The sequence below is a fragment of the Alteromonas sp. ABV4_150 genome, from assembly GCF_056311745.1.
The window spans coordinates 3,652,607-3,665,009 of the sequence record NZ_CM149971.1 but is presented as its reverse complement, the minus strand read 5'-3'; the positions used below and the strand labels follow the sequence as shown (position 1 = coordinate 3,665,009).

Annotated in this window: 11 protein-coding genes and 1 tRNA gene; 2 read left to right on the top strand and 10 right to left on the bottom strand. The window is 44.1% G+C overall.

Translation table 11 applies throughout. The features are described 5' to 3' along the window. Positions 1 to 139: 139 nt before the first annotated feature. The 7 genes from ACYX4M_RS15870 to rlmE all read right to left on the bottom strand — a co-directional run bounded on the left by ACYX4M_RS15870 (position 140) and on the right by rlmE (position 6,532). Positions 140 to 225 (bottom strand) — tRNA-Leu (locus ACYX4M_RS15870). A 15-nt stretch (positions 226 to 240) separates the two neighbouring features. After that, positions 241 to 678 carry a preprotein translocase subunit SecG gene (secG, locus tag ACYX4M_RS15865; RefSeq protein ID WP_476080840.1) on the bottom strand — a complete coding sequence of 146 codons (438 nt, stop codon included), beginning with the start codon at positions 676 to 678 and terminating at the stop codon, positions 241 to 243. Positions 679 to 688: 10 nt separating this feature from the next. After that, a complete protein-coding gene (tpiA, locus tag ACYX4M_RS15860) occupies positions 689 to 1,432 on the bottom strand; it encodes a triose-phosphate isomerase (RefSeq protein ID WP_476080839.1) in 744 nt (247 codons plus the stop codon). 96 nt (positions 1,433 to 1,528) lie between these two features. Beyond that, positions 1,529 to 2,872, bottom strand: coding sequence for a phosphoglucosamine mutase (gene glmM, locus ACYX4M_RS15855; RefSeq protein ID WP_476080838.1), 1,344 nt, complete (start codon positions 2,870 to 2,872; stop codon positions 1,529 to 1,531). Between the two features lie 9 nt (positions 2,873 to 2,881). Beyond that, positions 2,882 to 3,706, bottom strand: coding sequence for a dihydropteroate synthase (folP, locus tag ACYX4M_RS15850; RefSeq protein WP_476080837.1), 825 nt, complete (start codon positions 3,704 to 3,706; stop codon positions 2,882 to 2,884). Between the two features lie 148 nt (positions 3,707 to 3,854). Beyond that, positions 3,855 to 5,801 carry an ATP-dependent zinc metalloprotease FtsH gene (ftsH, locus tag ACYX4M_RS15845; protein ID WP_179983328.1) on the bottom strand — a complete coding sequence of 649 codons (1,947 nt, stop codon included), beginning with the start codon at positions 5,799 to 5,801 and terminating at the stop codon, positions 3,855 to 3,857. A 101-nt stretch (positions 5,802 to 5,902) separates the two neighbouring features. Continuing rightward, a complete protein-coding gene (rlmE, locus tag ACYX4M_RS15840; RefSeq protein ID WP_014949364.1) occupies positions 5,903 to 6,532 on the bottom strand; it encodes a 23S rRNA (uridine(2552)-2'-O)-methyltransferase RlmE in 630 nt (209 codons plus the stop codon). A 95-nt stretch (positions 6,533 to 6,627) separates the two neighbouring features. Between rlmE and yhbY the strand changes: the two genes are divergently transcribed. Beyond that, positions 6,628 to 6,921: a ribosome assembly RNA-binding protein YhbY gene (gene yhbY / locus ACYX4M_RS15835; RefSeq protein WP_014949363.1), complete on the top strand. Its 294-nt coding sequence runs from the start codon at positions 6,628 to 6,630 to the stop codon at positions 6,919 to 6,921. 103 nt (positions 6,922 to 7,024) lie between these two features. Beyond that, entirely contained in the window at positions 7,025 to 7,801 is a 777-nt protein-coding gene (locus ACYX4M_RS15830; RefSeq protein ID WP_476080836.1) for a 3-hydroxyacyl-CoA dehydrogenase, read from the top strand. A gap of 84 nt (positions 7,802 to 7,885) precedes the next feature. Here ACYX4M_RS15830 and ACYX4M_RS15825 read toward each other — a convergent pair whose 3' ends face one another. The 3 genes from ACYX4M_RS15825 to ACYX4M_RS15815 form a co-directional block, all read right to left on the bottom strand. Then, a complete protein-coding gene (locus tag ACYX4M_RS15825; RefSeq protein WP_476080835.1) occupies positions 7,886 to 8,800 on the bottom strand; it encodes a GGDEF domain-containing protein in 915 nt (304 codons plus the stop codon). Beyond that, positions 8,797 to 9,603 carry an alpha/beta fold hydrolase gene (locus ACYX4M_RS15820; protein ID WP_476080834.1) on the bottom strand — a complete coding sequence of 269 codons (807 nt, stop codon included), beginning with the start codon at positions 9,601 to 9,603 and terminating at the stop codon, positions 8,797 to 8,799. Before ACYX4M_RS15820 ends, ACYX4M_RS15825 begins: the two co-directional genes overlap by 4 nt. 130 nt (positions 9,604 to 9,733) lie before the next feature. Continuing rightward, entirely contained in the window at positions 9,734 to 12,130 is a 2,397-nt protein-coding gene (locus ACYX4M_RS15815; protein WP_476080833.1) for a Lon protease family protein, read from the bottom strand. Between the last annotated feature and the right edge of the window lie 273 nt (positions 12,131 to 12,403).

Below are 12,403 nucleotides of genomic sequence, written 5' to 3'. Positions count from 1 at the left end.
TAACATGCTGTAAATTTTAGATTTTAACGCTTTGTTACAAATACTCTGTACTCGACACATATTCGCTAAACATTGATTGGCACAATGGGCAGACTACAAAAAGCAAAAAGCCAGCATAACGCTGGCTTTTATTATTAATTGGTGCGGAAAGCGGGACTTGAACCCGCACGAGCTATGCTCACCACCCCCTCAAGATGGCGTGTCTACCAATTCCACCACTTCCGCGAAATTTTTATATTATTAGTTTGAACCTTCAGAGCCATCAGCTGCTGGAACATCAGAAGCATCAACTGCTGGCACATCAGAAGCATCTGCTTCAACCGCTGGTACGTCGCTTTGCGCCGCGTCTTCAATAACAGGCACATCTTGGTCAGCCGGAAGCTGTACTGGCTCTTCAACAGCCGCTGGAACTTCTAGGTTGTTCCACTCGTCTTCAACACTTTCACGATTTGCAGTCATTGCGCCTAAGCTGAGGCTAATAAAGAAAAACAGACCAGCTAAAATACCGGTGGTACGCGTCATAAAGTTACCTGAACCCGATGAACCAAATACTGTATTTGAACCACCTGAGCCAAATGAAGCGCCCATATCTGCACCTTTACCCTGTTGGATCAACACGAAACCAATAAGTAAAAGCGCTACAATTAGGTATGCTACTAAAAGCACTTCGTAAATCATAAATACCTCGTCAGTTTGCCGCTTGGCAAATTGAAATAAAATCTTCAGCTTTTAAACTGGCTCCGCCAATTAAACCGCCATCTACATCTTTCTGTGCAAATAGGGTTTCAGCATTATCTGGCTTTACACTACCACCGTACAAAATACGAAGGCCTTGAGCCAATTGTGCGTCCACTTTATTAAAGTAGCCGCGAATAAATTCGTGTACTTCTTGTGCTTGCTCAGGGCTGGCTGTTTTACCAGTTCCAATTGCCCAAATCGGCTCGTAAGCTATAACTGTTTTGCTTAGTTCATCCACAGACATTGCATTAACAAGAGCGTCTAACTGTTCACCGACAAACGAATCTACGTTATCAGCCTCTCTCACTTCAAGTGGCTCACCAACACAAATGATGGGTACGACACCTGAAGAAACACATTGCTTTGCCTTTAATGCAACAAGTTCGCTTGACTCGCCTTGGTCTTCACGTCTTTCAGAGTGCCCAACAATTGCGTATTCACAAGCTGCTTCTTTAAGCATTTCAACTGACAACTCACCAGTGTGAGCGCCGTTATTAAGATGACTTACGTTTTGAGCACCAATGGCAAACGAATGGGTTTCAAATGCGTGTAAAAGAAGTGAAGGAGCGCAAATTACGATTTCCGAATCAGCTTTTACATTCGCCAGCTTTTGATTAAATTCAGCAACTAATGCCAAATTTCCGTTCATTTTCCAGTTGCCAGCCACGAATGGCTTTCTTACATTTTCACTCACAACGCAGACCTTAGCCCTGTCTTTAAAGCGGGCGTGATATTAACTATTTAATTGAAAAGATACAAGCACAAAAAGCAAAATTTCCTGCTACGCCAACTAATTGGCGAGATTACGAACAGTTTCTGCAATATGCTCAGCCCATTTATGAGATTGTGCATCGTCGTTGGACTCTACCATTACTCGAATTAACGGTTCAGTACCACTCTTACGCAGAAGTACCCTACCCGTCTTGCCCAACGCAGACTCTGCTTCTTTCTTTGCGTTTTGTACGTCTTGGTGTGAGAGGTAATCCACCTCTTGGTTGGCGTAACGCACGTTAACCAATGTTTGTGGATACATATCAAAACCGCTCGATAAATCATGCAGATCCATATGCGAACGCAGCATTGCGGCAAGCACCTGAAGTCCGGCTACTATACCATCTCCAGTAGAGCTCATATTTAGGTTAAGAACGTGCCCTGAATTTTCACCGCCAATGGACCAGCCTTTTTGCTGAAGAAGTTCCATTACGTATCGGTCACCGACGTTACTTCTAGCAAATGGAACGCCCAACTTCGATAGTGCGTTTTCAAGGCCAAGATTACTCATCAATGTACCCACTACGCCGCCCTGCATCTTGCCATTTTTAAGCGCGTCTCGAGCAATAATGTAAACAATCTGGTCTCCGTCTAAAACATTACCAAGGTGGTCTACCATCATAATGCGATCGCCGTCGCCATCTAGGGCAAAGCCAAGGTCAGCGCCAGTTTCTTTAACTTTATTGACTATCGCATCCATTGAGGTTGCGCCAACACCGTCATTAATATTTAAACCATTCGGCGTGGTACCCAGTTCAACTACTGTTGCTCCTAACTCGCGAAGTACGTTTGGCGCTATGTGGTACGTAGCACCGTGTGCGCAATCTACTACTATTTTAATACCCGTTAACGATAACTCTGACGGGAATGTGCCTTTACAAAATTCAATGTAACGGCCAGCTGCATCATCAATTCTGGTTGCCTTACCTAGCTTGTCAGACGCTACGCAGGTCATTGGGCGCTCTAACATGTCTTCAATAGCAAGCTCAATATCGTCATCAAGCTTAAAACCTTGTGCAGAGAAAAACTTAATTCCGTTATCGTAAAAAGGATTATGAGAGGCACTGATTACAATACCCGCTTCAGAGCGAAACGTTTTAGTTAGATACGCAATGGCTGGTGTAGGCATAGGACCTAGCAAGCCAATGTTGATGCCTGCTGCCGATAAACCTGCTTCTAGAGAGGACTCTAACATGTAGCCAGAAATTCGTGTGTCCTTACCGATAAGTACCTTATTCGTGCCACGGCCCGCCAGTACTTTACCCGCTGCCCACCCTAATTTGGTTACAAACTCAGGGTTGATATTACTCTCGCCGACTTTTCCACGTATACCATCGGTACCAAAATATTTGCGCTGGGTCATTATTATTCCTTATTTAATCGTATTCAGCATTTTCACGATATTGACAGCATCCGCTGTTTCTTTAACGTCGTGAACGCGAATAATCTGTGCGCCCATTTGTGCGACAATTGTAGCGAGGCTTATGCTTCCCGCCAAGCGCTCATCAACTTTTCTGTTAAGCAAATTTCCTATCATCGATTTACGCGACATTCCAACCAACACGGGATAACCTAACGACATGATACGTGGAAGATGTTTAACCAAGGCATAATTGTGCTCTAGTGATTTACCAAATCCGTAGCCTGGGTCGAACAATATGGTTTCTTTAGGAATGCCGGCCTGCTCACATGCCCCAGCGCGTTCCATTAAGAAGTGACCTACTTCCTTAATTAAATCGTTATATTCAGGGTTGTTTTGCATAGTTCGAGGCTGTCCTTTCATATGCATTAAGCACACAGGGACATTAGTACTGGCGGCGGCCTCAAGTGCACCTGGCTCTTGCAAAGCACGTACATCGTTTATCAACCCTGCTCCGGCTTTTACCGCTTCGCGCATTACCTCTGCTTTACTAGTATCAATGGATATTACGCACTCGCTCCTTTTAGCGACAGCTTCAATAACAGGTATTGTACGGTCAAGCTCTTCTTGCAGTGACACATCCGGGGCGCCAGGTCGCGTTGATTCACCGCCGATGTCGATAAAGGTTGCGCCCTCTTCAAGCATACCAAGCGCGTGTTCAACGGCCTGCGTCACACCGGCATGTTTGCCGCCGTCAGAGAATGAGTCAGGTGTTACATTTAATATGCCCATCACATGTGACTGTGATAAATCGATGAAGTGCTTTCCAAACTGCATGAATTACTCGCATTATTGTTCTTTAAAGATGAAGCTATAAAGCAAACTGATTTTAACCCACGGAGATAGCAATAAGAATTAGGTTAAAATCAACCTGCTCTAACAAAAAACGCCAGCTGAACTGGCGTTTTTTAATTAGTGTAGAGGCTTAGCTTGGAATATCGCCCGGCTTGCCTACAGACGGTTTATCAACACCATCGTTTTTAATTTCACCTTCGCGAACTGGTGCACCACCGCTTGGCTTATCGCCACCAGACGGCTTGCTATCATCCCAGTCGGCAGGTGGACGAACATCAGTGCGGTTCATCAGATCATCGATTTGCTTAGCATCAATGGTTTCGTACTTCATCAGTGCGTCTTTCATTGAGTGTAAGATATCAATGTTGTCTTCAAGGATTTTTTGAGCGCGTTCGTAGTTGCTGTCAATCAATGACTTGATTTCGGCATCAATAGCACGTGCTGTGTCATCAGACATATTCGTTGCCTTAGACATAGACTTACCTAGGAACACTTCACCTTCGTCTTCAGCATAAAGCATTGGACCCATTTTGCTCGACAAGCCCCACTGAGTCACCATCTTACGTGCAATTTCAGTTGCGCGCTCGATGTCGTTAGACGCACCCGTTGTTACTTTGTCGTCGCCGTAAATGATGGCTTCAGCAATACGCCCACCAAACAAGCTAGAAATCATGCTTTCTAAGTGTTGTTTAGAATGACTTACACGGTCTTGTTCAGGCAAATACATGGTCACACCCAACGCGCGACCGCGTGGAATGATCGATACTTTGTAAACCGGATCGTGCTCTGGCACTAAGCGACCAACAATGGCGTGACCTGCTTCGTGATACGCTGTCATTTCTTTTTCAGGCTCAGACATCACCATAGACTTACGTTCAGAGCCCATCATGATTTTGTCTTTCGCTTTTTCAAACTCTTCCATTGAAACCAAACGTTTGTTACCACGAGCAGCAAACAATGCAGCTTCATTTACTAGGTTCGCCAAATCGGCACCTGAGAAACCTGGTGTACCACGAGCAATGACAGAAGGTTCTACGTTGTCGGCAACAGGTACTTTGCGAATGTGAACCTTAAGAATTTGTTCACGACCGCGGATGTCAGGAAGACCAACCACTACTTGACGGTCAAAGCGACCTGGACGAAGTAACGCAGGATCTAGTACGTCAGGGCGGTTAGTTGCCGCAATAACGATAATACCTTCATGACCTTCAAAACCGTCCATTTCAACTAGCATTTGGTTAAGTGTTTGTTCACGCTCATCGTGACCACCACCTAAACCTGCACCACGTTGACGGCCTACCGCGTCAATTTCGTCGATAAAGATGATGCACGGCGCTGCTTTCTTGGCTTGTTCGAACATATCACGAACACGCGATGCACCCACACCCACAAACATTTCAACGAAGTCAGAACCCGATATGGTGAAAAACGGCACTTTTGCTTCGCCGGCAATCGCCTTCGCTAATAGTGTTTTACCTGTACCTGGAGGACCTACCATTAGTACGCCCTTCGGGATCTTACCACCAAGTTTCTGAAACTTAGATGGGTCGCGAAGGAAGTCTACCAGTTCAGACACGTCTTCTTTAGCTTCATCACAGCCTGCTACGTCAGCAAATGTTGTCTTGATTTGGTCTTCACCAAGTAAGCGAGCTTTGCTCTTACCAAAAGACATAGCGCCACGGCCGCCACCACCTTGCATTTGACGCATGAAGAATATCCACACACCGATAAGCAACAACATGGGGAACCATGAAATGAAAATTGACGTTAGAAGAGACTGCTCTTCCGGTGGTTCACCGTACACTCTTACGTCGTTCTTAACTAAGTCAGATACTAACTTGTCATCGAAGTAAGGTACGAATGTTTGGAAAGTTTCGCCTGAACGCTTTGTACCGCGAATTTCGCCACTATTATTAATGCGAACTTCACGAATATTTCCCTGTTCTGCTTCTCTCAAAAACGTTGTGTAGTCAGTTTGTGAACGAGACGATTCACTCGGTGAAAAGCTCTGAAAAACCGACATTAAAACAACGGCGATGACTAACCATAAGATTAAATTTTTTGCCATATCGCTCAATGCTACTAACCTCTATAAACCCGAATTGCTTGTATATTCAACAAGTTGTTTATTGAATAAACGCCACAACTCGCAACGAAAACCGCTTAACCCAAAGCGTACTACACTTTATACCCACAAGCCACCAAATACACCTCACGAGAACGTGATCTGGACGAGTCAGGCTTACGCGTCTTTATGGTTGTGAAAGATTGTTTAAGTGCGTTCATGAACTCAACAAAACCTTCACCTTGGAACACCTTAATGACAAAAGAACCTCCAGGCTTCAAAACTTGGTGACACATATCTAGCGCTAGTTCGCAAAGGTACATAGAGCGAGATTGGTCGACCGAAGCATTACCTGCAAGGTTCGGTGCCATATCAGACAACACAATATCTACGGTGTTCCCACCGATTCTGTTCAATAGTGCGTCGAGAACCGCGTCCTCTCTGAAATCACCTTGCAGAAAGTCTACGCCAACTATTGGGTCCATGGGCAAAATATCGCACGCGATAACTTGACCATTGTCGCCAACAAGCTGTGCAGCAAGCTGAGACCAGCCCCCTGGCGCAGCACCAAGGTCTACAAGTGTCATTCCTGGCTTTATAAGCTTATCTTTTTTCTGGATTTCTTCCAGTTTATAAATAGCTCGCGAACGCCAACCTTCCTTATTTGCTTTTTGCACATAATGGTCGTTAACGTGTTCTTGTAGCCAGCGTTTACTGCTGGCGGAGTGTTTCTTTTTTGTCATTCCAGTACAATGTCATTAGGATTGTAGAGAAGATGGCGTTAGAATACGTTATTTCAAGCTTAAACTAACAGATTAATTGTAAGAAATATTACTAGATGAAACTTTCAAATAAACAGAAACAATTCCTTAAAGGTCTTGCACACCCGTTAAAACCTGTTGTGCAACTAGGTGGGAATGGCCTAACGGAAGGTGTGGTTGCGGAAATTGACAACGCACTTAGTCACCATGAATTAATTAAAGTTAAGGTGCCAACTGATGATCGCGAAGAAAAAGCGCTTATCATGGACGCCATTGTACGTGAAACCAACTCAGTTAAGCTTCAGGTAATTGGCCACACGCTTATTATTTATCGCCAAAGCGAAGACTGTAAAATTCAGTTGCCAAAATAACTGAATTAAAGGTGCCGTTCCCTTTCGGCACCATAGTTTTTCTTCTTACTTCCCGTTAACATCACGTTAATAACAGTGAACAAATAGGGTTTAAGGGAAAACTATGACGCTAAACAATCTTACCGCCATTGTTACTGGTGGTTGCTCTGGACTTGGTCATGCTACCGCGATTGCGCTTCGCGAAGCGGGTGCCAACGTCAGCCTTTTCGACCTAAATGACGAACTTGGCGCGCAACGCGTTGAAGAATTAGGTAACGACAACACACTTTTCACCAAAACCGATGTTCGTGATGAAGCCTCTGTTCAAGCGGCTATCGACGCAACCACTGACAGGTTTGGTGTTATTTCACTGGTGGTCAACTGCGCAGGTATTGCTCCCGCAAAGCGTTTACTTGATAGAGAAGGCAACCCTGCCCCACTTGGCGATTTCCAGAAAACTATCGATATTAACTTAGTGGGAAGCTTTAATGTGTCTCGTTTAGTGGCTGCCACTATGGCTAAACAGTCGCCGATAACTGAAGAAGGTGAACGCGGTCTTATTATCAATACTGCTTCAGTCGCAGGTTACGAAGGTCAAATAGGTCAAACTGCCTATGCCGCTAGTAAAGCCGGAATTATTGGCCTAACCCTACCAATGGCTAGAGATTTAGCCCCCTTAGGCATTCGCGTAAATACCATAGCGCCTGGTGTAATGGGTACGCCAATGCTGCTTGCTATGCCAGAAAAGGTGCAAGATGCGCTGTCTGCCAACGTACAGTTTCCTAAGCGATTAGGGCTGCCCGAAGAGTTTGCTAAGTTGGTTATACATATGGCAAATAACAGCTATTTAAATGGTGAAACAATCCGCTTGGATGGCGGTTTGCGTATGCCGCCTAAATAAATACTGGGCGTATTATCAATTGGGGAGCGCATGCTCCCTTTTTTGTATTTTATAACCAAAAGGAAGACAAAGAATTAAAGACGTTTAGAGCCTTATAAAACCTTTCTCTTTATCAAATATCCGCGTGTGCGCTCTTTGATTGTCTTTTGCTGAATATAGTGCTTTATCGGCTTTTAATAATTGCGCAGCAATAACGTCTGACTCTTTCAGTTCATCTTGCTCTAGTACCGCACCACCAATGCTTACAGTTAATGGATTACCATTTGGAAGTACAATGGTCTCGATTGCATTGTGTAGCCTGTCGCTGAAAGACTTGATGGATTCAACATTCGCGTTATATAGAACAATCAAAAACTCTTCTCCGCCCCATCTAGCAACCACATCCGTTTCACGCACTTGTTCAAGGAGTAGTTTGGAAAGCGCTACCAATACCTTATCTCCCTCATCATGCCCGAAAGTGTCGTTAATATTTTTAAAAAAATCGATATCTAAGAGCAAAAATGATAAGGGTAAAAAAGCCTGGGAAGATTGCTTTATTAGTACGTTTATGTCGTCTTTCGCTGCTCGCCGATTCAGTAGTGGCGTTAGCGAGTCTTTGCGACTAACTGCTGTTAATTCTTCCGTCTTTTTTTCAAGCAGATCTCTTGCTTCTAGCAATTCCTGATAAAGTTTATCTCGCTCTTCGGCTACATAAATAGCCCAGTACACAATGTTGTCTGACAACGTTAAATTCGCCACTGCGGGAACACGCCTTTTCCCTTCAGAAATCAACGTAATTTGAACTTCTAAGTACTTTCCGTTAGCGAGAATGATGGGTTTTATATAGCTTTCATAAAAAATTAAGCTGGCTTTAGACACAATATTGGCAATTTTCGCCTCAACGGGCTTTTTCAAACCAAGGTAGTCGTACGCAAACGGGTTCAACCAGATAATTTTAGTAGTTTCAATATCTGACTTTATTAGTAAACAGGGAAAATCTTCCCCTACCCCCTCCTTCAACTGACAAACTCCCTTACGATTGAAGATACAATGGCGGGATTCGTCATATGCAAACAATGTCCGTGTGCATCAACAATTTTTAGCTGGGAGCTTGGAATTATTTGATTCATGTAGTCTCCCACTGCGGTGGAAGCTAAATTGTCGTGTTTGCTTTGTACGATGAGTGTGGGAAGGGTAAGCTTAGAAAGCATAGCCCTGTCGTCAGCGAAAAACGTAGCTTTAGCAAACGGTTTTGCAAACTTGGGATCAGTGGAGCAGAAACTGGTCTCGAGTTCTTGCGTTAGTGCTGCATCGCTGTCTTGCCCCATCACAAGAGGTGCCAAGTAGTTCGCCCACCCTACATAGTTTTTGTCCATTAAATTAATTAATTCTTCTAAATCTTCCTTGTCGAAGCCACCTTCATATTCAGGAGGAAAATTAAGAAAACAGGGAGAGGGGCATATCATAGCAAGCTTTGAAAAAATATGAGGAGACTGAATGGCCGCATGCATGCCAATCATGCTGCTTACAGAGTGACCAACAAAGATTACATCTTCTAAGCTAAGTTCCTCGCAGATATCTAGTACGTCTTGCGCGTAACCTTTCAGCGTTGAATAACGCTGTTTGTTATAAGCTGAATAGTCAGAAGAACCGCACCCCACATAATCGAATAGAATCACTTTATATTGATTATCGAGATACGGCAGCAGGTGACGCCACATTTTCTGATCACAGCCAAAACCGTGAGCCAGCAATATTACCTTATCGCCAGAACCATGAATCGTGACATTATTTCTTGCCTCTACACTATGAGAAGGTTGCATAGTATCGCCTCAAAATCTTTTACGTTTGCGAAATAAGTATAGCGAACAAGGCGACAATTATGGTCGCCGTTACTCATTTAGTTGTTGTAAACGTAGTACGATTATCTGAAAGGAAAGGTTATTATTTCATTTATTCTCCATCACCACCGTTCACGATAAGCGCGATATTGTATAAACGGTTCACAGCGTAATAGTTGATAGAGTTTTTCGGGTAGCGTCCTTTGCTGCTGATTTTACCCGCTTCTTGCTCCATCAATATAGTAAGCGCGTCATCGACGGTTTCAACGGTGTAAATGTGAAACAGCCCCTTTTTCACCGCATCGATAACAGTGGCGTCTAACACCAAATTAATCGCATTCGATTTAGGAATAATCACACCCTGAGTTCCAGTGAGGCCGCGATGCTGGCACAAGTCAAAGAAGCCTTCTATCTTCTCGTTCACACCGCCCACCGCTTGCACTTCACCATATTGGTTTATGGAACCCGTGATGGCCAAGGTTTGTAAGCAAGGGATTTCAGTCAGCGCAGAGATAAGCGCAACGAGTTCTCCAAGGGATGCACTATCGCCGTCTATGTGACCGTATGACTGCTCCAGCGCGATATTCGCTGAGAGCGTTAGCGGGAAATGCTGCGCATACTTGTTGCCTAAATAACCGTTGAGCAACATAACGCCTTTGGAATGTATAGGTTGTCCAAGCTCTACTTCCCGCTCAATATCAACCACACCACTAGCCCCCGCAAAAACAGTAGACGTAATGCGAGCAGGTGTACCAAATGCGGTATCGCCAATGTCTAACACCGTTAATCCGTTTACTTTGCCCACCGCTTTACCTTCAGTGGCAATGAGCACGTGCCCTTCTTTAATATCGTTTAGAAGGGTTTGACTAACGCGGCCAGTACGACGCTTCTTGGCACTTAATGCTGTTTTTAAATGATCAAGTTCTAGCGTGTCGGCATTAGATTTCTGACAGAAATAATAGGCTTCATTAACTAGTTCGATGACTTCAGCGAAGTGCGCAGATAGCTTTTCTTTGTGTTCAGCCATTCTTAACGAGTACTCAACTAGCCTGCACATCGCGTTAGCGGTAATGCCTTTAAGTCCTAACTGAATGAGGTGCGCACGTACTTTGCCCACGAAATCAAAAAGCGCCTGTCTGGTGACGGGAATTTCCAAATCAAAATCCACCAACACTCTAAACAGTTCATCAAACTCATCATCATAATCTTGCAGCGTGTAATATAAATCGCGCGAACCTAACAAAACGATTTTCACATTTAAGTCGATAGGCTGCGGGTTTAGCGTGATGTTATTTACCATACCCACGTCTTGCTGCGGTAAGTCCATACGTAAGCGCTGAGATTTAATAGCAAGCTTCAGAGTATCCCACACGAACGGCTGTTCTATTAACTGGTCTACATCTAATAAAAGGTAGCCGCCATTTGCACGGTGCAGCGCACCGGATTGTATCATTCGATAATTGGTAAAAACGCTTCCGTGAACGTTGGTGTATTCGATTTTACCAAACAAGTTTTGATAGGTAGGGTTTGGCTCGTAGATAACGGGGGCCGCATCGTCCAGTTTGTTCGATACAAGAACATTAGGAAGAAACTGCTCTTCTAAGAATATCTTCTTATCGAAATCGTCACTCTTTTCCTCTTTCTGCTCTTCGCCACGAATAACCAAGATAGCGTTAACCAAAGCCGGTTTAAGCTGCTTTAGATATTTAATGACTCCAAGCTCAGACGCGTATTTATGCTCAAGTACTTTAATAAGTGGCTTAATAACGTGCTCTGCGGTCATTTTGTCAAGCTCACGCAGACGCTCTGAGTTTTCGCGCTTCCATGTAGGTAAACTCAACAAACTTTCACTCAGCCTGTTTTCTAAATCGTCGATAAGCGTGTAGAAGCCTTCACGTTGCTCATCTGTAAGCGATGCAAAATCAGTATCTCTAATTGGCTTGCCGTTAATGATAGGTGAAAACGAAATTGAGCCACCCTCTTCATAAAGCGCAACGTCGTTGGCTTGTGCATAACGCTCTACAGCATCAATAGCTGCATCGTACTTTTGCTCAAACTCTCTGGAGATAGAGGTACGGCGGCGCTGGTAGCCAGGGTTGTCAAATGCGATAGGCAGTGAATCCAAGACATCATCGATAAGTGCAGCCATATCTTTTTGAAACGCCTTGCCACCACTTGGCGGAAATTTTAGCGCTACGGGTTGGCGTTCATCGTCGAAATTATTGATATAACACCAATCGTCGGGTGCACAAAGCTGTGCAACTTGACGCTCAATGTAATCTTTTACCAGAGTAAATCGGCCTGTGGCAGGTTCACCCATCACGTATAGGTTATAACCTTTGGTGTTAATTCCTAAACCAAATGTGAGCGCTTCCCGTGCTCGCTCTTGCCCAATAAAAGTCGCATTTAGCGCTTCACTGTCTTTCAAGGCACTATTTATCGCACGGCGATTTATGGTGGGTGATAGCGCGTCTACATTTAACGCATAAATATTAGTGTCTACAGACATGCTTGTTCTATTTTCGTTTCTTTACTTAAGTGAAACCCTAATTAACAGCACTGTCAAACGGTTAACTCTTATAACCTAGCTTTACGCTGTTAATTGCACAACAAACAACCAGCTTGGCGACTTAATGTATTAATTAGCATATAACGAGCAGGCGCTAAGGCTTCTAATCATATTGATACATGGGGAAACAAGGTGTAGCTTTTTAATGGCAGTAAGTGCGATAGATAGTGAAATTAAGATTTCCTAGCAGCCAACACGAATAATAAAAACCAA

Excerpts from the sequence above, each read along its gene's own strand:
- secG (WP_476080840.1), bottom strand. The coding sequence starts at position 678 with ATGATTTACGAAGTGCTTTTAGTAGCATACCTAATTGTAGCGCTTTTA.
- glmM (WP_476080838.1), bottom strand. The coding sequence starts at position 2,872 with ATGACCCAGCGCAAATATTTTGGTACCGATGGTATACGTGGAAAAGTC.
- folP (WP_476080837.1), bottom strand. The coding sequence starts at position 3,706 with ATGCAGTTTGGAAAGCACTTCATCGATTTATCACAGTCACATGTGATG.
- rlmE (WP_014949364.1), bottom strand. The coding sequence starts at position 6,532 with ATGACAAAAAAGAAACACTCCGCCAGCAGTAAACGCTGGCTACAAGAA.
- yhbY (WP_014949363.1), top strand. The coding sequence starts at position 6,628 with ATGAAACTTTCAAATAAACAGAAACAATTCCTTAAAGGTCTTGCACAC.
- ACYX4M_RS15830 (WP_476080836.1), top strand. The coding sequence starts at position 7,025 with ATGACGCTAAACAATCTTACCGCCATTGTTACTGGTGGTTGCTCTGGA.
- ACYX4M_RS15820 (WP_476080834.1), bottom strand. The coding sequence starts at position 9,603 with ATGCAACCTTCTCATAGTGTAGAGGCAAGAAATAATGTCACGATTCAT.
- ACYX4M_RS15815 (WP_476080833.1), bottom strand. The coding sequence starts at position 12,130 with ATGTCTGTAGACACTAATATTTATGCGTTAAATGTAGACGCGCTATCA.